Source organism: Nocardioides panacis (genome assembly GCF_019039255.1).
Taxonomy (GTDB): Bacteria; Actinomycetota; Actinomycetes; order Propionibacteriales; family Nocardioidaceae; genus Nocardioides_B; species Nocardioides_B panacis.
Genome location: NZ_CP077062.1, coordinates 3114010 through 3133718, shown reverse-complemented (window position 1 = coordinate 3133718; position 19709 = coordinate 3114010). Strand labels below are relative to the sequence as shown.

Sequence of the window (19709 nt, the reverse complement as noted above, 5' to 3'; positions counted from 1 at the left end):
CGGCAGATTTTAACTCCGCGTCTTCAGGTCGCGACGTCCGTGTGCTTCTGTCGGAAAGGGACGTCTCGAGGGGTGCGGGGGAACGACATGAGGATCGGCAGCGTCATCGTCGCGGGGGGCCTCGCCTGTGCGGGCCTGGTGGTCGGCCCGCTCCCGTCCGGTGCGGCGGGCGGCGCGCCCGGCTCGGTGCAGGTCGTCCAGGCGGTCCCCGGCGAGGTGGTCGCGGTGCACGTCGACGGTCGGGCGGTGCGCGGTCGGGTGCCAGAGGGGACCATCGTGCCGCTCACCCTGCGGGCCGGCCGGCACGTCGTCGCGTTCACGCCCGTCGGCGGCGGGGAGACGAGGCGCACGAGCGTCCGGGTGCTGGCCGGCGGCAGCGTCGACGTGGTGCTGCACCGGCCGGCGGCGGTGGCCGGCCTGCCCGTGGTGAGCTCCTACCGGACGCCGCGCAGGTCGATCGGGCCCGGCAAGGCACGCGTGCTCGTCGCGCACACCGCCACCGTCGCCCCGGCCGACGTACGCGTCGACGGGCGCACGATCTTCACCAACATCGCCAACGGCGAGTTCGCCGAGGCCGACGTGCCGGCCGGCACCCACCGGGTCGCCCTCTACGCGACCGGCCGGACCACCGACCCGCTGCTCGGCCCGATCAGCGTCGACCTCGCGCCGGCCACGGTGACGATGGTGTACGCCGTGGGCCGCCCGAGCAACGGCTCGATGAAGGTCATCGCGCACACCGCACAGGTCCAGCCCGACGGCACCGTGGCGCCGCACGCGATCGCGGCGGGGGAGGCCGGGCTCGCCGCGGACGTCCCGGTGCGGCCGTTCGGGCCGGCCGTCCTGCCGCTCGGGGGCTGAGCCCGTGGCGCGGCCGGGCCCCGGGAAGCACCGCGCGCCGCGGGGCCCGGTCACGCTCGTCACCGTCGTGCTGTTCGTGGGCGTGCTCCTCGCCTCGTGGGCGGTCGGCCGCTCCGACGGGGACACCCGGGCGACCCGGGACACGGGGTCGGCGGACCGGCCGTCGACCGCCGAGGCGCCGGTCCCGGTGACCGCTGCCCGGCGGGCCCGGTCCGTCGTCGTCCCGGAGGCCCCGTCCGCGGCCCGGCTGCCCAGCGGGCGGGTGGTGCCGGTGCGGGCGGTCTCGACCTCCGCGGACGGCTCCCTCGACCTGCCCGAGGACGTCGGGACCGCCGGCTGGTGGCGCGGCGGCTCGCGCGTCGGCGACCCGTTCGGCTCGATGCTCCTGGCCGCCCACATCGACTCCACCACCCAGGGCCTCGGCCCGTACGCCGAGCTGCTGCGGGCGCGCCCCGGGCAGCGGGTCCGGATCACCACGCGGCACCTCACCCAGGTGTTCGTGGTCCGGTCGCTGCGCCTGGTCGCCCAGGGCCCGCTCGACCGGCACCCGTGGATCTCGGCGCCCACCGGGCCGCCGCGGCTGACCCTCGTGACCTGCGCGCCGCCCTACGACCCCAGCCGCGGCGGCTACCAGCGGGTCGCGGTCCTCGTCGCCCGTCCGCTCGCCCCTCCCGCCCGGAGGACCGGATGACCAAGAAGCCGCCACCCCGACCGCTGGCCCCGCGCAGGCCGACGCCCGGCCGGCCCGGGCCCGAGGCGCGGCTGCCCGAGCCCCGGCAGCGCCCGGTCGAGCGGGTCGTACCGCCCGACCCGTCGCCCCAGCCGTTGCCCCAGCCGTCGCCCCAGCCGTCGCCCCAGCCGTTGCCCGAGCCGCCGTCCGGGCCGCCGTCCCTCCCCGCCGCCCTCGGCGACGGCGGCGGGCGGTGGGCCGTGCTCGCCGTGCTCCTGGCGGTCGTCGTCCTCACCTACGTCGGGCTGCGCGCCGGCCCGGGCCTCGGGAGTGACGGAGCCGCGGGCCCGGCCCCGCAGGACGCCCTGGGCACCCGACCGCCCGCGACCCTCCCGGCCGTCGGGTCCTTCGTCGAGAGCCGGATCGGGGCCGACGGCCGGGTCCACGTCGTGCAGTGGGTCCGGTCGGGCACTCCCCTGCGCGGGCTCGACCTGGGGCTGCCCGCGGTCCCGACGGTGAGCCGGTCGGTGCGGGCCGTCGACGTCCGGGTGACCGCGGACGGCCGGCCGGTGCCCGGGCCGGGGACCGTCGGCGGCCCCGGTGCGCACGTCGCGCTCCCCGACGCCGCGACCACGGTCGCGATCCGCTACACGCTGGAGGGCCTCGTCGAGCGCAGCAGCTCGGCGCGCGGCCGGGCCCTCGTGCAGGCAACCGCGCTGGAGGTGCGGTACGGCGATCGGCGCGGGCCGACCCGGGTGCAGGTGGTCAGCCCCGGGGTGCTGTCGCTGGCCTGCGTGGACGCGACCTCGACGCTTCCCCGGCCGTGCGGCTCGCCGGGCAGCGGGCGGTGGAACGTCGAGCTGCGCGGGGACGCCCGCGAGGACGCCGTACAGGCGCAGGTGGACCTGGGGTGAGGCCGACCCGGCGCGTCTGGCGGCGAGGACGACCCCGACCCGGCGCGTCTGGCGGAGGAAACGCCGCCAGAGTCGCCGGGTCGGCGGGGACGGGGCCGCCAGAGTCGCCGGGTCGGCGGCCACCCCGCGGGTGACGACACCGCAGCCGGACGGGCCTACGATTCACGGCATGGAACAACCGCACGTGGTCGTGCTGTTCGGAGCCACCGGCGACCTGGCTCGCCGCAAGCTGCTCCCCGGTCTGCTGCACCTGTTCGAGGCGGGGCTGCTCCGCGACTGCCGGATCGTCGGTACGTCGCTGGACGACCTCGACACCGAACGGTTCGTGAAGCTCGCGCGGGAGGGCATCGACGAGTTCAGCCGGCCCTTCGACGAGTCCTGCTGGGACGACTTCGCCGGCCGGCTCTCGTTCGTGCGGCAGAGCGACGGCCCGCAGGCGCTGGCCGACGCGGTCGCCGAGGCCGAGAAGCAGCTCGCCACCGAGTCCGACGAGGAGATCAGCCGGCTGCACTACCTGAGCGTGCCGCCCAAGGCCGCCCTGCCCGTCGTGCGCCAGCTCGCCGAGGCCGGCCTGGTCGAGCGGTCCCGGATCATCATGGAGAAGCCGTTCGGCACCGACCTGGAGTCCGCGAAGAAGCTCAACTCGCGGCTGCACGAGGTCTTCGACGAGTCCCAGATCTTCCGCATCGACCACTTTCTGGGCAAGGAGGCGGCGCAGAACATCCTGGCCTTCCGGTTCGCCAACGGCCTGTTCGAGCCGATCTGGAACCGCAACTTCATCGACCACGTCCAGATCGACGTCCCCGAGACGCTCGGCCTGGAGATGCGGGCCTCGTTCTACGAGTCCACCGGCGCCTTCCGCGACATGGTGGTCACCCACCTGATGCAGGTGCTGGCGTTCATGGCGATGGAGCCGCCGACGTCCCTGGCCCCCGGCCCGATCAGCGACGAGAAGCTCAAGGTGTTCCGGTCGATGCGGCCGCTCGAGCCGCACAACGTGGTCCGGGGCCAGTACCACGGCTACCGGGAGCTCGACGAGGTCGCCGACGACTCCGACACCGAGACGTTCGTTGCCCTGAAGGTGGAGATCGACAACTGGCGCTGGGCCGGGGTGCCGTTCTTCCTGCGCACCGGCAAGAAGATGGCCGAGGGGGCGCGGATCATCTCGATCGCGTTCAAGGAGCCGCCGCGGACGATGTTCCCGCAGGGCTCCGGCGTCGGTGCCGCGGGACCGGACCACCTGACCTTCGACCTGGCCGACCAGTCCCGGATGTCGCTGTCGTTCTACGGCAAGCGGCCCGGTCCGGGGATGAAGCTGGAGAAGCTGTCGATGCAGTTCGCGACCCACGAGACCGGCAGCTCCAAGTCGGTGCTCGAGGCCTACGAGCGGCTGATCCACGACGCGATGCGCGGGGACCACACGCTGTTCACGACCGCCGAGGGCATCGAGCAGCTGTGGGACGTCTCGCACCAGCTGCTTGCCGACCCGCCCCCGGTGCGCGGCTACGCCCCGGGCAGCTGGGGCCCCAACGCGATCCACCAGCTGATCGCCCCGCACGCCTGGCGGCTGCCCTTCGAGCGCAGCTGGCGCCGGCCGAACGTCACCGCCGAGTAGCCCGGGGGGGTCACTCCTCGGGCATCAGGATCCAGGCGACGACGTAGGCCACCAGCAGCGAGCCGAAGCCGAGGACGGTGCCGAGGACCACGATGAGCCGGACCAGGTTGGCGTCCAGGCCGGTGTAGCGGGCGACGCCGCCGCACACGCCGGACAGCCAGCGGTCGTCGTGGCTGCGGGTCAGCCGCCGCGGTGCGGCGTAGGGGATCTGGGGCTGCTCGGTCATCGGGATTCTCCTTCGGAGTCGGTGTGGTTCTCGGGATCGGTGTCGAGGCGGGTGGTGGCCTCGGTGGGCTCGTCGTACGCCGGCCCGAGGTCGCTGTCGTACGTCGTGGGGTACGCGTCGTACGCCGGCACGTCGTCGGCCGACCGGCCCCGGCTCAGGCCCTTCGCGGCGACCGCGACCAGGCCCACGACCCCGGCCAGGAGCAGCACCGCGGGGATCATCCAGTGCGTGTCGCCGCTGTCCACGGCACCGCCGGCCTGGAGCGCCCAGGAGCCGGAGACGCCCAGAAAGACCAGGCCGACCACGAGGTAGCTGACGTTGAGCGGGTGGGTCTTGAGCATCAGGGGTTCCTCACGTCGATGTGGCCGGCGGACAGGTGGGTGGAGATGGTCACGAGGCCGGTGCCCGTGCCGTAGACGCCGGACCGGTCGGTGCTGATGCCGCCGGCGCTCCGGTCGGGGAGGTCGATCTCGCCGGGGCCGTCGATGCCGGCGGTGACGTCGCTGCGGATGCCCGGGGGCAGGATCACGACCAGCTCCGCGGCCCGGCCGGTCACGTTGACCAGGCGGCCGTCGAGCCCCGCGGGGTCGCGCACGTTGCTGAGGTCGACGACCGCGCGGCCGGTGTTCACGGCGTAGTTGTCGAGCACCCGGCTCGCGGAGGTCGGCGCGACGGTGAGCCGGTCGGAGCCGCCGAAGTCCCCGCCGATGCTGGCGACCACCGAGGTGACCACGAGGGCGGCAGCCGCGACCAGGCCGAGGAAGATCAGCCCGCCGGCCCGGCCGACGAACGCGCCGAGCACCAGCACCAGGCCGATGACGGCCAGCGCGAGGGCGGGGTACGCCGAGGGGAGCACGTCCCCGCCGGACACGTCGTACAGGCCGAGCGCGCCGAGCGCGGCCGCCACCAGGGCGAGCGTGAAGCCGAACAGCTTGGGACCGGTCTTGCGGCGCGACGGCGGCTGGTACGGCGCGGCGGGCTGGGCCACGGGCACCCACGGCGGAGCGGGCGGCTGCGCGGCGTAGCCGGCGTCGTACCCGGCGGGCACCCCGGCGTAGCCGGCGTCGTACCCGGCAGGCACCCCGGCGGACGGGTCCGTGGCCTCGGGGGCCGTGGAGGGCGCCGGCGCCTCGGGGGCCGTGTAGCCCTCCGGCCGGTCCTTGTCGCGGACCGCGAGGTAGACCAGCGCGCCGATGCCGACCAGGAACACCGGCCATGGGAAGCCGATGCCGTGCCAGCTGTCGCCGACCAGGAGCAGCGCGGCGAGGACGCCGGCCGCGATCAGCACGGCGTTGCGCGTCGACGGGCTCATCGACACCGCGCCCTGGTCGCGCCCGTCCTCGGGGACGAACAGCCAGGCGGCGCCGTACAGCACGAAGCCCGCGCCGCCGAAGAAGCACAGCACCACGAAGAGCACCCGCAGGATGGTCGGGTCGACGTTGAGGTGCCGGCCCAGGCCGCCGGCGACGCCGGCGATCTTGCGGTCGGTCACGCTGCGGTGCAGCTGCTCGTAGTGCCGGAGGTTGTGGCGGTCCACCCCGGGAAGGCCGGTGGCCTGCTCGTCGGACCGGGTGCCCTGCTCGTCGTCCGTGGTGGACGGCCCCTGTGTCTGGTTCATGTCACCGATCCTGGTGCCCCCGGCGGCTGCGCACCATCAGGGAGACCCCTGGTTCGCACCTGGGGCGGGGCCCGGGGGACCAGGGTCCGGCCAGGGTCGCCACTCATGGTTCCGGCCCCTGCGCTGTGTGACGATTGAGCCACGATGAGCACCGACGCCCCTGCCCCGCCCACCGGCCAGCCGGCCGCACCGCGGCCCCGCCCGCCCCGGGCGTTCCGGTCCACCGACGAGCGGCTGCTCGGCGGGGTGGCCGCCGGTCTCGCGAGGCACCTGGACGTCGACAAGACCTACGTGCGGGCGGCGTTCCTGATCTCCTCCGCGCTCGGCGGCTTCGGCGTCGTGGTGTACGCCGCGCTCTGGCTGGTGCTGCCCACCGACACCCACCTCGAGCAGCGCTCGCCCGGTCTCGAGGCGGCCACCCGGCAGGGCAAGCGCCCGGGTCGCGGCCGGCGCCTCGAGGACGTCGGGCTGCTGGTGGCGCTGGCCGCCGTCGGCATCGGCGTCGTGGTGCTGGCGCAGACGGTCTTCGGCGGCTCCGTGGTCTTCTGGCCGGTGCTGCTCGGCGTAATCGGGCTGGCGGTGCTCTGGCGGCAGGCCGACGAGGCGCAGCGCGAGCGGTGGGTGGACAGCACCGGGCGCATCGACTTCGTCCGGGCGGTGGTCGGTGCCGGGGGCACGGCCGCCTGGGTGCGGCTCGTCGCCGGCGTCGGCCTGCTGCTCTCGGCCCTCGTGCTGTTCGCGCTGCAGACCGGCCAGTCCGGCCAGGTCGGGGTCGCCCGTGACGTGGTGGTCGCCGGGGTGCTCGGCGTGGCCGGTCTCGCGCTGATGGTCGGGCCGTGGCTGTTCCGGCTGACCGGCGACCTGTCCGAGGAGCGCGCTGCCCGGGTCCGCTCCCAGGAGCGCGCCGACATGGCCGCGCACCTGCACGACTCGGTGCTGCAGACGCTCGCGCTGATCCAGAAGCACGCCGGCGACGCCAAGACCGTCGCCACCCTGGCCCGCGCCCAGGAGCGGGACCTCCGGTCCTGGCTGTACGGCGAGGAGCCGGCGCCCGACACGTCGGTGGCGAGTGCCCTGAAGGCGGCGGCCGCGGAGGTCGAGGACGGCCACGGCGTCCCGGTCGAGGTGGTCACCGTCGGCGACACCCCCGTCTCGGAGCGGCTGCGCCCGCTGGTGCTGGCGGCCCGGGAGGCGATGGTCAACGCCGCGAAGCACTCGGGCGCCGACCAGGTCGACGTCTACGCCGAGGCCGGCCCGGACGCCACCGAGGTGTTCGTCCGCGACCGGGGGCGCGGCTTCGACGAGAGCATCGTGCCCGACGACCGGCTGGGGGTCCGCAACAGCATCGTGGACCGGATGCGCCGGCACGGCGGCACCGCCGTGATCCGCACCGCCCCGGGCGACGGCACCGAGGTGCGGCTCACCATGACCACCCAGAGGACCAGCAGCCAGGAGGAGACCGGATGAGTGCCACCACCGGACCGGGACCGACCGCCGGGTCGGGCCTGCGGCGCAGCGTCGTGGTCGTCGACGACCACGCGATGTTCCGGACCGGCGTGAAGGCCGAGCTCGCCGCGCACCCGACCCGGGTCGAGGTGCTCGGCGAGGCCGCCGACGTCGACCAGGCCGTCGCGGCCGTGGTCCGCCTGCGTCCGGAGGTGGTGCTGCTCGACGTGCACCTGCCCGGCGGCGGCGGCGCCGAGGTGATGCGCCGGGTCGGCGCCCGGCTGCCGCAGACCCGGTTCCTGGCGCTGTCGGTCTCCGACGCCGCCGAGGACGTGATCGGCACGATCCGGGCCGGCGCGCGCGGCTACGTCACCAAGACGATCACCGGCCCCGAGCTCGTCGACGCGATCGACCGGGTCGCAGGAGGCGACGCGGTGTTCTCCCCGCGGCTGGCCGGCTTCGTGCTGGACGCCTTCGCCGGCTCGATCGAGGTGGCCCAGGTCGACGAGGACCTGGACCGGCTCACCGAGCGGGAGCGCGAGGTGATGCGGCTGATCGCCCGCGGGTACGCCTACAAGGAGGTGGCCGGCGAGCTGTTCATCTCGATCAAGACCGTCGAGACCCACGTCTCCAGCGTGCTGCGCAAGCTGCAGCTGTCCTCGCGCCACGAGCTGACCCGCTGGGCGAACGACCGGCGGCTGCTCTGAGCCGCGGGACCGGCCCGCTGCTGGCGACGCTCCTGCTGGCGGTGCTGACCGGGTGCGCGTCGACCGGCGCCGAGCCCGCGCCCGGCAGCCCGGTGAGCAGCCCGACGAGCCCGACGGGCCGCGCCGCCCCGGCCGCCTCGGCTGCTCCGGAGAGCACCCCGACGGCCCCGACGGCCCCGCGGGCCCGCCTGGACACCTGGACCGTCGGCGCCCGGTCGCTGCCGCTGCGACCCGACGGGTTCGGGCAGGTGCTGCGCACCCCCCGCGAGCTCCGGGTACGTCGCCTGGCCACCGCCGACCGGCTGCCCCCGCCGCGGGACGGCCGGTTCCACGGGACCGTCGGCCCGGTCACCGCGCAGGTCCGCCGCCGGATGGGGGAGACCTGGTCGCCGTCCTGCCCGGTCCGGCTCGACGAGCTGCGCTACCTCACGCTGTCCTTCCACGGCCTCGACGGCGCCCCGCACACCGGGGAGCTGGTCGTGAACGCCTCGGTGGCCGACGGGGTGGTGGGCGTGTTCCGCCGGCTGTGGCGGGCCGGCTTCCCGCTCGAGGAGATGCGGCTGGTCACCACCGCGGACCTCGACGCCCCGCCGACCGGGGACGGCAACGACACCGCGGCGTACGTCTGCCGGACGACCCGCGGGAGCAGCACCCTGTCCGCGCACGCCTCCGGCCTGGCGATCGACGTGAACCCGTTCCTGAACCCCTACCGCAAGGGCGACCTCGTGCTGCCCGAGCTGGCGGGCGCCTACCTCGACCGGTCCTGGCGACGCCCGGGCATGGTGCTGCGCGGCGGGGTGGTCACCCGGGCGTTCGCGGCCGCCGGGTGGACCTGGGGCGGAGACTTCTCCTCGGTGTCGGACCTCATGCACTTCTCCGCGAACGGCCGCTGAGCCGGACGCCGGACCGTCCCCGCCGGGACGTAGGCTGGGTCGGACATGAGTGCGTCGTTCCCGATCCCGCAGCCCCCCTCCTCGACCCAGACCGAGCTGGAGCTCGACGTCGCGACCCCGCAGAAGGCCCGGCCCCGCGAGGGCCGCGGGCCCAGCCGGGACGAGCTGCTGGAGGGTCTCAACGAGCCGCAGCGGGCCGCGGTCGTGCACTCCGGCGCGCCGCTGCTGGTCGTCGCCGGCGCCGGCTCGGGCAAGACCCGGGTGCTCACCCGCCGGATCGCCTGGCTGATCTCCGAGCGCAAGGCGCACCCCGGCTCGATCCTGGCGATCACGTTCACCAACAAGGCCGCCGCCGAGATGCGCGCCCGCGTGGAGGAGCTGGTCGGTCCCCGCGCCCGGATCATGTGGGTCTCCACCTTCCACTCCGCCTGCGTGCGGATCCTGCGCAAGGAGATCGGCCGCTTCGGCTACAAGTCCACGTTCTCGATCTACGACGCCGCGGACTCCAAGCGGCTGATGACCCTGGTGTGCAAGGAGCTCGACCTCGACCCCAAGCGGTTCCAGCCGCGCGCGGTGCTCAACTGGGTCTCCAACCAGAAGAACGAGCTGATCGACCACGAGGACGCCTCGAGGTCGACGCAGAACCGCCTCGAGGAGACCTACGCCCAGGCCTACTCGCTCTACCAGCAGAAGCTGCGGGCCGCCAACGCGCTGGACTTCGACGACCTGATCATGACCACCGTGCACCTGTTCCAGGCGTTCCCGGAGGTCCGCGAGACGTACCGGCGCCGGTTCCGGCACGTGCTGGTCGACGAGTACCAGGACACCAACCACGCGCAGTACGCCCTGGTCCGCGAGCTGTGCGCGCACGACGTGGGCCGCCCGGGCAGCGACCCGGACACCCCCCGACGGCGACGGCATCGAGCCCTCCGAGCTGATGGTGGTCGGTGACGCCGACCAGTCGATCTACGCGTTCCGGGGCGCCAACATCCGCAACATCCTGGCGTTCGAGGAGGACTTCCCGAACGCCAGCTCGATCATGCTCGAGCAGAACTACCGCTCCACCCAGACGATCCTCACCGCGGCGAACTCGGTGATCAGCCGCAACAAGGGCCGCAAGGCCAAGAACCTCTGGTCCGACGCCGGGGACGGCGCCCAGATCGTCGGGTACGTCGCGGACGACGAGCACGACGAGGCGCGGTTCGTCTCTGAGGAGATCGACCGGCTGAGCGACGCCGGCGACTCGCGGCCCGGCGACGTGGCGGTGTTCTACCGCACCAACGCCCAGTCCCGGGTGTTCGAGGAGGTGTTCATCCGGGTCGGCCTGCCCTACAAGGTGGTCGGCGGGGTGCGGTTCTACGAGCGGCGCGAGGTCAAGGACGCGCTGGCCTACCTGCGGATCCTGGTCAACCCCGACGACGAGGTGTCGCTGCGCCGGATCCTCAACGTGCCCAAGCGCGGCATCGGCGACCGGGCCGAGGCCTGCGTCGACGCGCTCGCGCAGCGCGAGCGGATCAGCTTCTTCGAGGCGCTGCGGCGGGCCCAGGAGGCGCCGGGCATCGCGACCCGGTCGCTGGGCGCCGTACGCACCTTCGTGGAGATGGTCGAGCAGCTCCAGTCCATGGTCGCGGCGGGGGAGCGCGCCGACGTGGTCCTCGAGCAGGTGCTCGCCGCCAGCGGCTACCTCAAGGAGCTCGAGGAGTCCGACGACCCGCAGGACGAGACCCGCGTGGAGAACCTCGCCGAGCTGGTCGCGGTGTCCCGGGAGTTCGCCGACGAGCCGGTGGCCGGCCCGTCCGCCGACCCGGCCGACGAGGACCCCGCGGTCCCGGGGCTGTCGGACTTCCTGGAGCGGGTCGCGCTGGTCGCCGACTCCGACCAGATCCCCGACGACGACGCGGGCGTGGTGACGCTGATGACGCTGCACACCGCCAAGGGCCTGGAGTTCCCGGTGGTGTTCCTGACCGGTCTCGAGGACGGCGTCTTCCCGCACATGCGCTCGTTGGGCGACCAGCCCGAGCTCGAGGAGGAGCGCCGGCTCGCCTACGTCGGCGTCACCCGCGCCCAGCAGCGGCTCTACCTCTCCCGTGCCGTGGTCCGCTCCTCGTGGGGCGCGCCCTCCCACAACCCGGCGTCCCGGTTCCTGGAGGAGTTCCCGGGCGACCTCGTGGACTGGCGGCGCACCGAGGCCGCCCAGACCTCGTGGAACCGTCCGGTGCTGCCCTCCCTGCCGCAGCGCAACGCCGGCGCCCCGGCCCGGCGGTTCGGGTCGGCCGCGGTGCGCGCGGACGCCGAGGCCAAGGGCAAGACCCGGGAGATCCCGAACCTCGCGCCCGGCGACCGGGTGCTGCACGACTCGTTCGGCATGGGCAGCGTGGTCGCGCTCGACGGCGTGGGCGACAAGGCGGTCGCCTCCATCGACTTCGGCTCCCAGGGCGTCAAGCGCCTGCTGCTGCGCTACGCCCCCGTCGAGAAGCTCTGACGCACGCCGGACGTCCGGATCCTGCTCGGCACCTGAGCGGTGCCGGGGGGCCTACGGCTGGATGCCGTGCGCGACCAGCGCCGCGAACGGGTCGACCGGGTCGCCGGCGCCGGGCCGGACCTCGAGGTGCAGGTGCGGGCCGGTTGTGTTGCCGGTCGAGCCGACGGTGCCGATGACCTCGCCGGCGCGGATCTTTTGGCCGGGGCTGACCCCGATCGTGGTCTGGTGGCAGTACCACATCTCGGTGCCGTCCTCGAGCGTGACGATCGTCTGGTTGCCGTAGGCGCCGGCGTAGCCGGTCTGGCTCACCGTGCCGCCGGTGACCGCGTGCACCGGGGTGCCGCTGGGGGCGGCGAAGTCCAAACCGGTGTGGCAGTGCGACCAGAGGGTCGAGCAGTCGCCGAAGCGCGAGGTCAGGTGGTAGGCGCCCGGGGCGACCGGCGTCTGCCAGGCGTTCTTGGCGATCAGCGAGGCCTGCTTCTCGGCGCTCGCGGCGAGCGCGGCCAGGGCGGCGTTGCGCTCCTTGGCCTGCTTCTCGGCGGCGGCCTGCAGGTCCTCGTCGGCGGCGTCCTGGAGCGCCTCGCGCTGCGAGTCACGGCTGACCGCGCGGGCCCGGCCGCTCAGCGAGCTGTTCGAGCTGATGCTGCTGGCCCCGCTGAGCACGCTGGCCTGGCCGGAGAGCCGCTGCACGTTGCCGGAGGCGAGCCGGGAGCCGCTGTCCGGGGCGCTGACGGTGACCGCTCCGGCGGCGGCCAGGAGCAGGGCCGTGGCGCCGATCAGGGTCGGGGCGGAAGGAATTCCTGGAATGAGCGTTTTGCGCAGGCCGCCGTGGGTACTCCGCACCTTGGCCGACGTCGAGGGCGTCGCGCGCTGCTCGGACCGACCGGGCTTGCGGCGCTTGCCGGCGGTGGACACGGAGCGCTCGACGACCGACTGCTCGACGGAGGCCGGCCGGACGGAGCTGTCGGACGTACCCCGGACGTCGACAGATCGGCGCCGCGAGACGGCACGCTTTTCTGCACGATGGTTCGACACGAGTGAGGGCGATCCTTACGTCGGGGGCACGCAACAGCACACAGTAACGGAACAGTCACGCTCCTGTCCGGTTCGGTACAGGTTGCTGTGTGTTGCGGGTCACCGGACGGTCGCGGGCGCAGCCTGCGCGGAGCAGCCCGAAGTGTTACCCATGTGGCCTTCCTCACGCGCACGGGGGTGCTGGTCTGGTCGGGGCGCCGGGCGCCTCGGCTAGGGTGCCTGGGTCGGGACGGTGCCTGCACGCGTCCCGCGTCCCTCTCGAGCAAAGGTGTGTGTGATGGCGGCTCCGATCCGGATCGTGGTGGCGAAGCCCGGGCTCGACGGTCATGACCGCGGTGCCAAGGTGATCGCCCGCGCGCTGCGCGACGCCGGCCACGAGGTCATCTACACCGGCCTGCACCAGACCCCCGAGCAGATCGTCGAGACCGCCATCCAGGAGGACGCCGACGTGATCGGCCTGTCCGTCCTGTCCGGTGCGCACATGACGCTGTTCAAGAAGCTCATCGGGCTGCTCGCCGAGCGCGACGCCAGCGACATCGTGGTGATCGGCGGCGGGATCATCCCCGAGGCCGACATCCCGCTGCTCAAGGAGATGGGGGTCGCCGAGGTGTTCACCCCCGGCGCCCCCACCACCCGCATCGTGGAGTGGGTGCGCGACAACGTCGTCGACGACTCCTCCGTCGGCGCCTGACCGTCCGCCGGGCGGCTACTGCAGGTGCAGCGGCGTCGTCAGCGGCATCCGCAGCGAGCTGGGCTGCGTCGGGCTCGTCGTGACCGTCACCGGCTGCGGCGCGAGGTTCCCCGCGTAGGCGAGGTCGCCGGCCGCGACCACGACCCGGATCCGGTGGCCGGCGTCGAAGCGCTGGACCACGCCCGGCAGCGTGACGTCGACCGGCGCGGTGACGTCGGTGACCCGCACCGGTGAGACGAGCCGGTTCTGCAGCTTCTGGGTGCCGTCGGGCGCGACGTCGTACACCTTGGCGAACAGCACCAGCCTGCCGCCGGCGTCCGTGGCCTGGGTCTGCGCGGCGAGCGGCGCGGACAGGTGCAGGCGCAGCCGGGAGGAGCCGACCAGGTCCGCCGGCGCGGCGAGCGGCGGGCTGGTGAACGACGCGAAGGTGCCGGGGGCGTCGCTGGGCGGGTTGTCGACCGTGCTGCCCTCGAGCCCCGAGGTCTCGGAGTACGACGAGCCGACGGCACCGAGTCCGCCGTACGACGCGGAGCCGGGGGCGACCTTCGAGGCGTCCGGGGTGAGCCCGTCGTCGCCCGAGAAGAAGAGCGTCGCGGTGGGGGACTGGGAGAACCGCGAGGTCTCGACGTACGCCGCGCGGATGGCCCGGGCGGCGTACCCGGGGCGGGTGTCGTAGGGGACGTAGTCGCGGAAGTAGGAGAACAGCGGGCCGACCGGCGCGCTGGTGCTGCCCTTGACGTAGTGGTTCATCCAGTTCAGGAACCGGTTGCCGAGGTAGGAGTCCCGCAGCGACTTCGCGTCGAAGTCCAGCTCTCCGGGCGCGGGGGTGCTGCTCGAGTGGCCCCACGACTGCCACACCATCCGGGTCGGGGTGCCCTGCGCGCGCAGGCTCCGGAACGTCGCGACCGCCTCCTGGAGGTTGAACAGGGTGTCCTTCTGGCCCTGCACCACCAGGGTCGGTGCGGTCACCTTCTTGACGTACGTCGACACCGAGGCGTGCCGCGCGAGGGCGAGGGTGCTCGCGTCCGGGTAGCCCAGGGTGTTCAGCCGGACGGCCGCGGCGCAGGCGGCGTCGGCGAAGTTCGGGCACGGCGGGAAGTCGCGGGCCGGGTCGACCGAGGCGCCCTGCGCGCCGGCGGTGATGCCGACGGAGAAGAACAGGTCCACCCACTCGCGCTTGCCGACGCCCGGCGTCGTGTAGGTGACGCCGCGCGACAGGCTGGTGTTGTTCGGGGCCAGCGAGTAGGACAGGTCGTTCCAGGTGATGATCGGGATCAGCGCGTCGACCCGCTTGTCCTGCATGGCGACGGCGTACTGGATCTGGCCGCCGTAGGACCCGCCGATCATGCCCACGCGCGGGTCGCCCTTCTTCTCCTGCGCGACGTAGCGGATCCGCTGCGGCTTCTTGTCCTCGTCGAGGTAGGACTTGGTGCCGGCCAGCACGCTGACCATCTGCCGGCCGGCGCGACCGTCGTACGCCGGGTCGTCGAGGGTGATCTTGCAGCCGGACCCGGGGAAGCCGAGCCCGGTGTAGGCGAGCACGACGTAGCCCTGCTTCACGAAGCCCCGGCCGATCGCGGACTCGTTGCTGTCGTCCTTGCTGCCGCCGAACCCGTTGGTCGTCAGGATCGCGGGCCGCTTGCTCGTCGCCGAGGCGCGGTCGGGCTTGTAGAGGTCGGCGTCCACGAGGCAGGGGTGGTCGTCCGGCCCGACCTTCACGGTCACCGTGAGGTGCCGCAGCGAGTAGCCGGGCGTGGGGTCGGTCGCGGCCTGCGCGCCGGACGGGGCCACGCCGGTCAGCGTGAGCCCGGCGGCGGCGGCGAGGCCGAGGGCGGCGAGGGTGGCGGTGCGGGAGCGAGCCATGGCGGTCCGTTCGTCGGTGTGTGAGGGGTACAACGACGGTGGGGCGGAATCGCTACGTTCCGGGCGGGTCGCTCGGGTCGCGACGTACGGTGAGACGCATGACCGCTGCGCGACGCTGGGCCCTCGTGGGCGTCGGCGTGCTGCTGCTGGTCAGCACCCCGTTCCTGGTGCGCGCGCTGCCCGCGCACGACGACGGCAGCAGCGCGGTCGTGCTGCTGCACCGCATCCAGGGCTCCCGCGACGTCGCCTTCTCCGGGTACGTCGAGTCCGGCGGGACCGTCGGCCTGCCCGTGAACGACGCGCTGTCCGGTCTCACCAAGCTGGTCGGCGACACGAACAAGGTGCGGGTCTGGTGGCGCGACCCGTCCACCTGGCGGGTGTCGACGCTGCGGACGACCGGCGAGACCGACCTGGTGCACGCCGGGGACCGCACGCTGCGCTGGGTCTACGAGTCCAAGAACGTCACGCTGGTGCCCGACGTCGCGGTCCGGCTGCCGACCACCGCCGACCTGCTGCCCAACGAGCTGGCCCGCCGGGCGCTGTCCGGTGCGCGCCCCGGGGAGCTGAGCCGGCTGCCGGCCCGCCGGATCGCCGGCCGGGACGCGCTGGGGCTGCGGCTGCGTCCGGCCGACCCGCAGGCCAGCATCGGTCGCGTCGACGTGTACGCCGACCGGGCCACCGGACTGCCGGTGCAGGTGCGGATGTTCGGGCGCGGGGCCGCGACGCCGTCGGTCACCTCCCGGTTCCTGGACCTGACGGTGGGCAAGCCGTCCTCCGCGGCGCTGTCGTTCTCCCCGCCGGACGACGCGCACCTGCGCAGCGACGACGTCGTGGACCTCGCGGACGCCGCCAACCGGTTCGCCTCCCGGGTGCCGCCGAGGACCCTGGCCGGGCTGCCGCGGCGCACCGCTCCCGTCGGGCAGGCGCCCGGGGCCGTCGGGGTCTACGGACGGGGTCCCACGGTGCTGCTGGCCGTCCCGCTGTGGCACCGGAGCGCCGACCGGGTGCGCGAGGACCTGCTCAAGGCCCCCGGCACCCGCGAGCTGGACGCCGGGGTGCTGGTGGCCGCGCCGCCGCTGCGGCTGCTGCTCGGCAGCCCCGAGCCCAACGAGAGCGCCTGGCTGCTGGCCGGCACGGTCACCCGCAAGGCGCTGCTGGCCGCCGCCGCCGAGCTCGCCGCGCACCGGCCGGGGCTGAGCTTCCGGTGACCCCTCCCGACGCCGCGCCGGTGATCCGCACCCAGGGGCTCACCAAGCGCTACGGGCCGGTGCTGGCGGTCGACGGCATCGACCTCGACGTGCGCGCCGGCGACGTCTACGGCTTCCTCGGCGCCAACGGCTCCGGCAAGACCACGACGGTCCGGATGCTGCTCGGCCTGGTGCTGGCCACCTCCGGGGAGGCCGAGGTGCTCGGCGAGCCGATGCCGCGCTCGGCCGCGACGGTGCTCCCGCAGGTCGGCACGCTGGTCGAGGGCCCCGCGGCGTACCCGCACCTGAGCGGGCGGGCGAACCTCGAGCTGTTCGACGCGATGGGGTCGTCGCGCCGCGGTCGCCGGGACCGGGTCGCCACGGTGCTCGACCGGGTCGGGCTCGGGGTCGCCGGGGACCGGCGGGTGAAGGGGTACTCCCTCGGCATGCGGCAGCGGCTCGGGCTGGCCGCCGCGCTGCTGCGCGCCCCGCGGCTGCTGGTGCTCGACGAGCCCACGAACGGCCTGGACCCGCAGGGCATCCGGGAGATGCGCGACCTGCTCCTCGGGCTGAACGCCGAGGGCACCACGATCTTCCTGTCCAGCCACCTGCTCGCCGAGGTGGAGCAGATGTGCACCCGGGTCGGGGTCCTCGACCGGGGCCGGCTCGTGGTCCAGGAGGACCTGCGCGCGCTGCAGGCGCCGACCGGGCGGACCGTCGTGGTCACCCCCGACGGCGACCGGGTGGTCGGCCTGCTCGACGGCCGCGTCGAGCTCCGCGACGGCGATCGGCTGGTGGTCCGGGCCGACGACCCCGCCACCCTCAACCGGCTCCTGGTCGACGGTGGCGTGCGCGTCCACGAGCTCGGTCCCGAGCGCCGAGGGCTCGAGCAGGTCGTGCTCGACGCGACCACCGACCCGTCCCAGGTAGGGGTGTCCTCGTGATCCGTGTCGAGCTCGTCAAGATGCTGCGGCGGCCCCGCACCTGGATCACCATCCTGATGCTGAACGCGTTGCCGACGCTGGTGGCCGTGCTGCTCGCGGTGACCGACATCGGCCCGCAGCCCGGTGAGGGGCCGGCGTTCCTGTCCGCGGTGCTCACCGACGGCACGCTGTTCCCCCTGGCGGCGCTGGCGATCGTGCTGCCGCTGTTCATGCCGGTGGCGGTGGCGGTGGTGGCCGGTGACGCGGTCGCGGGCGAGGCGGCCGGAGGCACGCTGCGCTACGTGCTCACCCGCCCCGTCCGTCGTACGACGCTGCTGGTGGCCAAGCTGGTCAGCGTGCTCGCGTTCGTGCTGCTCGCGGTCGTGGTGGTCGCCGCCGTCGGGTACGTCGTCGGGCGGCTGCTGCTCGGCGGCGGCGACGCCAGCGGCCTGGTCACCGGCGTGTCCGGGAGCAGCCTGACCTCGACGCAGCTCGTGGAGCGGACGCTGATGTCGGTCGTCTACGTGTCGCTGTCGATGCTGGGCGTCGCAGCGATGGCGCTGATGCTGTCGACGTTCACCGACTCCGCGATCGGCGCGGCGCTGGGGGCGCTGGCCTTCCTGATCGCCTCGACGCTGCTGCTCACCCTGGACGCCGCGGCCGCGCTGCAGCCCTACCTCCCGACCCGCTACTGGCTGTCGTTCGTGGACCTGTTCCGCGACCCGATCCACTGGCGCGACCTGACCCGCGGGGTCGGGCTGCAGGGTGTCTACGTGCTGGTGTTCCTGGGCGTCGCCTGGGCGAACTTCACCACCAAGGACATCACCAGCTGAGCGGTCCCCGGTGCCGCGGCTCAGCAGGTGGTGCCGGCGGGCGCCTCGGGGGCGGCGGCGCCGAGCACGGTGCCGAGCGCGGCCTGCACCACCGGGTCCCGGGGCAGGTCGCCGTGCGCGGTGTCGGCCCCGGGGCACACGGACTGCACGGTGAAGTTCAGCGCCCCGGAGAGCCGGGCCGAGTCGGCCGGGACGACGACCTCGTCGGCCGCGGACCAGACCGAGACGAACACCGGCCCGGCCGGTGTCTCGTCGCGGGCGTTGAGCCCGCGCAGCAGGTCGCTGTCCGGCTCGAGCTGCCGGCAGGCGACCGGGCACCGGCCGCCGATCCCCAGCGCCAGCTCGGCGAGCGACGTGCCGTGCTGCGGCGAGCCGATGCTGAGCACCCGGCGCGCGGCGCTCGCGCCGTCGTGGTCGCGGACCCAGTCGCGCGCGACCACGCCGCCGGCGGAGTAGCCGACCACGTCGACCGACGTCGCGCCGAACCGCCTCATCGCCGACGCCGCCCGGTCGTCCAGGGCGGCGGCCTGCGCGTCGATGTCCCCGGTCCCGCCGCCGAGCACGGGCACCACCACGACGTCGCGCCCGGCCGCGACGAGCACGTCGCGCAGCGGGGTCAGCGCACGGGTCGAGCCGCCGTAGCCGCTGACCAGCAGCACCGGTCCCGGCTCGTCCTGCGCCGCCGGCGTGACGCCCCCGGTGGTGGTCCGGACGACGAGCACGGCCGCGAGCGCGACGACGGCGGCCAGCGCGCCGGCCCCGGTGAGCAGCACCAGGCGGCGGCGCGCGGGGGCCAGGGAGTCGAGCACCCCCCTCAGTGTGGCGCGTCAGTGGGCCTCGACGTGGCGTACGACGAGCGCGGCCACCTCGTCGGCGTGCGTGACGACGGCCCAGTGCCCCGCGTCGAGCCGCTCGACCCGCAGGTCGCTGCAGGAGGCGTCGAGGTCCTGCAGGAACACGTCGGTGACGTAGTTGTCGCGCTCGGGCTGCACGACGAGCACCGGCACGTCGGTGTGCAGCGGTCGCGGGCGACGTACGCGGGAGAGCACGTTGGCGCGGTAGAGGCCCAGGCCGTTCACGGCGTTGCGGCCGAGCTCCGGGCCCCAGTGCCCGCGGGGCAGCCCCTCGCGAAACGCACCCGCCCTGGCGAGGAGCGGGTGCCCGTGCCGCAGGAGCAGGTCGGGCAGCACCGGCACGTTGAACAGCCCGACGTACCAGGACGCGAGCCCCTGGCGCAGGAGGGCGGGACGCCGGCCGCGGGGGGACGCGAACAGCCGGCCGGCGTGGTCGAGGGACGGCGCGCTGATCGACGTGAACGACGCGACCCGGCCCTGCAGCCGCGGGTCGGTGGCCTCGGCCGCGACCGCGTCCCAGAGCTGCGCCGATCCCCAGTCGTGGCCCACCAGGTGCACCGCCGTGCCCTGGGGCAGCACGGCGTCGAGCACCGCCACCAGGTCGTCGACGAGCCGCTCGGTGCGGTACCCGTCCTGACCGGCCGGCGCGTCCGAGGAGCCGGCCCCGCGCACGTCGTACGTCACCACGTGCCAGCGGTCGAGGGGGAGCCGGGCGACCAGGGCGGACCACACGTCCTGCTGGTCCGGGAAGCCGTGCACCAGCACCACCGTCGGGCGTCCAGGGCCGGCCGGACTGTGCTCGCGGACCGCGAGGCCGAGGTCTCCGGAGCGGACGGTGCTGGCCGTGGGGGTCGGTGGCATGTGACGAAGGGTACGGACCCGACATGGTCGTGA

General features: G+C 74.3%; 18 protein-coding genes and 1 pseudogene. 12 read left to right on the top strand and 7 right to left on the bottom strand.

What is annotated here, in order from left to right:
• Nucleotides 1-87: 87 nt before the first annotated feature.
• The 4 genes from KRR39_RS15260 (at nucleotide 88) to zwf (ending at nucleotide 4057) form a co-directional block, all read left to right on the top strand.
• Nucleotides 88-858, top strand: coding sequence for a DUF4397 domain-containing protein (locus KRR39_RS15260; protein ID WP_216938186.1), 771 nt, complete (start codon nucleotides 88-90; stop codon nucleotides 856-858).
• 4 nt (nucleotides 859-862) lie between these two features.
• A complete protein-coding gene (locus tag KRR39_RS15255) occupies nucleotides 863-1549 on the top strand; it encodes a class F sortase (protein ID WP_216938184.1) in 687 nt (228 codons plus the stop codon).
• Nucleotides 1546-2442, top strand: coding sequence for a hypothetical protein (locus tag KRR39_RS15250; RefSeq protein WP_216938182.1), 897 nt, complete (start codon nucleotides 1546-1548; stop codon nucleotides 2440-2442). Before KRR39_RS15255 ends, KRR39_RS15250 begins: the two co-directional genes overlap by 4 nt.
• A gap of 169 nt (nucleotides 2443-2611) precedes the next feature.
• Nucleotides 2612-4057 (top strand): glucose-6-phosphate dehydrogenase, encoded by a 1446-nt coding sequence (zwf, locus tag KRR39_RS15245; RefSeq protein WP_216938180.1) that lies wholly within the window; start codon nucleotides 2612-2614, stop codon nucleotides 4055-4057.
• Nucleotides 4058-4067: 10 nt separating this feature from the next.
• Here the strand turns inward: zwf and KRR39_RS15240 are convergent, their stop codons facing one another.
• Genes KRR39_RS15240 through KRR39_RS15230 form a run of 3 tightly spaced genes read right to left on the bottom strand, consistent with a single transcriptional unit; the run spans nucleotide 4068 to nucleotide 5901 of the window.
• Nucleotides 4068-4283 carry a PspC domain-containing protein gene (locus KRR39_RS15240; protein ID WP_216938178.1) on the bottom strand — a complete coding sequence of 72 codons (216 nt, stop codon included), beginning with the start codon at nucleotides 4281-4283 and terminating at the stop codon, nucleotides 4068-4070.
• Nucleotides 4280-4624, bottom strand: a complete 345-nt coding sequence (locus KRR39_RS15235; RefSeq protein WP_216938177.1) for a hypothetical protein — start codon at nucleotides 4622-4624, stop codon at nucleotides 4280-4282. The genes KRR39_RS15240 and KRR39_RS15235 overlap by 4 nt, the downstream gene beginning before the upstream one ends.
• Nucleotides 4624-5901 (bottom strand): PspC domain-containing protein, encoded by a 1278-nt coding sequence (locus tag KRR39_RS15230; RefSeq protein WP_216938175.1) that lies wholly within the window; start codon nucleotides 5899-5901, stop codon nucleotides 4624-4626. Before KRR39_RS15230 ends, KRR39_RS15235 begins: the two co-directional genes overlap by 1 nt.
• A 144-nt stretch (nucleotides 5902-6045) precedes the next feature.
• Between KRR39_RS15230 and KRR39_RS15225 the strand changes: the two genes are divergently transcribed.
• The 4 genes and pseudogenes from KRR39_RS15225 to pcrA all read left to right on the top strand — a co-directional run bounded on the left by KRR39_RS15225 (nucleotide 6046) and on the right by pcrA (nucleotide 11429).
• Entirely contained in the window at nucleotides 6046-7368 is a 1323-nt protein-coding gene (locus tag KRR39_RS15225; protein ID WP_216938173.1) for an ATP-binding protein, read from the top strand.
• A complete protein-coding gene (locus KRR39_RS15220) occupies nucleotides 7365-8054 on the top strand; it encodes a LuxR C-terminal-related transcriptional regulator (protein WP_216938171.1) in 690 nt (229 codons plus the stop codon). Before KRR39_RS15225 ends, KRR39_RS15220 begins: the two co-directional genes overlap by 4 nt.
• 92 nt (nucleotides 8055-8146) lie before the next feature.
• Nucleotides 8147-8947 (top strand): M15 family metallopeptidase, encoded by an 801-nt coding sequence (locus KRR39_RS15215; RefSeq protein ID WP_216938169.1) that lies wholly within the window; start codon nucleotides 8147-8149, stop codon nucleotides 8945-8947.
• A 45-nt stretch (nucleotides 8948-8992) separates the two neighbouring features.
• Nucleotides 8993-11429 (top strand): annotated as a pseudogene (pcrA, locus tag KRR39_RS26565) (DNA helicase PcrA).
• Nucleotides 11430-11480: 51 nt separating this feature from the next.
• Here pcrA and KRR39_RS15205 read toward each other — a convergent pair.
• Nucleotides 11481-12344 carry a M23 family metallopeptidase gene (locus KRR39_RS15205; RefSeq protein ID WP_216938167.1) on the bottom strand — a complete coding sequence of 288 codons (864 nt, stop codon included), beginning with the start codon at nucleotides 12342-12344 and terminating at the stop codon, nucleotides 11481-11483.
• A 397-nt stretch (nucleotides 12345-12741) separates the two neighbouring features.
• On the opposite strand from KRR39_RS15205, the gene icmB reads away from it, so the two are divergent.
• A complete protein-coding gene (icmB, locus tag KRR39_RS15200) occupies nucleotides 12742-13155 on the top strand; it encodes a coenzyme B12-dependent isobutyryl CoA mutase small subunit (protein WP_216938165.1) in 414 nt (137 codons plus the stop codon).
• Nucleotides 13156-13170: 15 nt separating this feature from the next.
• On the opposite strand, the gene KRR39_RS15195 is transcribed toward icmB, so the two are convergent.
• Nucleotides 13171-15018 (bottom strand): CocE/NonD family hydrolase, encoded by a 1848-nt coding sequence (locus tag KRR39_RS15195; protein WP_216938163.1) that lies wholly within the window; start codon nucleotides 15016-15018, stop codon nucleotides 13171-13173.
• A gap of 98 nt (nucleotides 15019-15116) precedes the next feature.
• Between KRR39_RS15195 and KRR39_RS24985 the strand changes: the two genes are divergently transcribed.
• From KRR39_RS24985 to KRR39_RS15185, 3 genes are read left to right on the top strand one after another with little or no spacing between them, the layout of a single operon-like run.
• Nucleotides 15117-16226 carry a LolA-like protein gene (locus KRR39_RS24985; RefSeq protein WP_254185176.1) on the top strand — a complete coding sequence of 370 codons (1110 nt, stop codon included), beginning with the start codon at nucleotides 15117-15119 and terminating at the stop codon, nucleotides 16224-16226.
• Nucleotides 16223-17149, top strand: a complete 927-nt coding sequence (locus KRR39_RS24980) for an ATP-binding cassette domain-containing protein (protein WP_254185175.1) — start codon at nucleotides 16223-16225, stop codon at nucleotides 17147-17149. Before KRR39_RS24985 ends, KRR39_RS24980 begins: the two co-directional genes overlap by 4 nt.
• Nucleotides 17146-17961 carry a DUF2705 family protein gene (locus KRR39_RS15185; RefSeq protein ID WP_216938161.1) on the top strand — a complete coding sequence of 272 codons (816 nt, stop codon included), beginning with the start codon at nucleotides 17146-17148 and terminating at the stop codon, nucleotides 17959-17961. Before KRR39_RS24980 ends, KRR39_RS15185 begins: the two co-directional genes overlap by 4 nt.
• Nucleotides 17962-17981: 20 nt before the next feature.
• Here the strand turns inward: KRR39_RS15185 and KRR39_RS15180 are convergent, their stop codons facing one another.
• Both KRR39_RS15180 and KRR39_RS15175 read right to left on the bottom strand, forming a co-directional pair.
• Entirely contained in the window at nucleotides 17982-18770 is a 789-nt protein-coding gene (locus KRR39_RS15180; protein ID WP_216938159.1) for a lipase family alpha/beta hydrolase, read from the bottom strand.
• 18 nt (nucleotides 18771-18788) lie between these two features.
• Nucleotides 18789-19676, bottom strand: a complete 888-nt coding sequence (locus tag KRR39_RS15175) for an alpha/beta fold hydrolase (protein ID WP_216938158.1) — start codon at nucleotides 19674-19676, stop codon at nucleotides 18789-18791.
• Nucleotides 19677-19709 lie beyond the last annotated feature (33 nt).

Excerpts from the sequence above, each read along its gene's own strand:
- KRR39_RS15260 (WP_216938186.1), top strand. The coding sequence starts at position 88 with ATGAGGATCGGCAGCGTCATCGTCGCGGGGGGCCTCGCCTGTGCGGGC.
- KRR39_RS15250 (WP_216938182.1), top strand. The coding sequence starts at position 1,546 with ATGACCAAGAAGCCGCCACCCCGACCGCTGGCCCCGCGCAGGCCGACG.
- zwf (WP_216938180.1), top strand. The coding sequence starts at position 2,612 with ATGGAACAACCGCACGTGGTCGTGCTGTTCGGAGCCACCGGCGACCTG.
- KRR39_RS15240 (WP_216938178.1), bottom strand. The coding sequence starts at position 4,283 with ATGACCGAGCAGCCCCAGATCCCCTACGCCGCACCGCGGCGGCTGACC.
- KRR39_RS15235 (WP_216938177.1), bottom strand. The coding sequence starts at position 4,624 with ATGCTCAAGACCCACCCGCTCAACGTCAGCTACCTCGTGGTCGGCCTG.
- KRR39_RS15230 (WP_216938175.1), bottom strand. The coding sequence starts at position 5,901 with ATGAACCAGACACAGGGGCCGTCCACCACGGACGACGAGCAGGGCACC.
- KRR39_RS15225 (WP_216938173.1), top strand. The coding sequence starts at position 6,046 with ATGAGCACCGACGCCCCTGCCCCGCCCACCGGCCAGCCGGCCGCACCG.
- KRR39_RS15220 (WP_216938171.1), top strand. The coding sequence starts at position 7,365 with ATGAGTGCCACCACCGGACCGGGACCGACCGCCGGGTCGGGCCTGCGG.
- icmB (WP_216938165.1), top strand. The coding sequence starts at position 12,742 with ATGGCGGCTCCGATCCGGATCGTGGTGGCGAAGCCCGGGCTCGACGGT.
- KRR39_RS15195 (WP_216938163.1), bottom strand. The coding sequence starts at position 15,018 with ATGGCTCGCTCCCGCACCGCCACCCTCGCCGCCCTCGGCCTCGCCGCC.
- KRR39_RS24985 (WP_254185176.1), top strand. The coding sequence starts at position 15,117 with ATGACCGCTGCGCGACGCTGGGCCCTCGTGGGCGTCGGCGTGCTGCTG.
- KRR39_RS15175 (WP_216938158.1), bottom strand. The coding sequence starts at position 19,676 with ATGCCACCGACCCCCACGGCCAGCACCGTCCGCTCCGGAGACCTCGGC.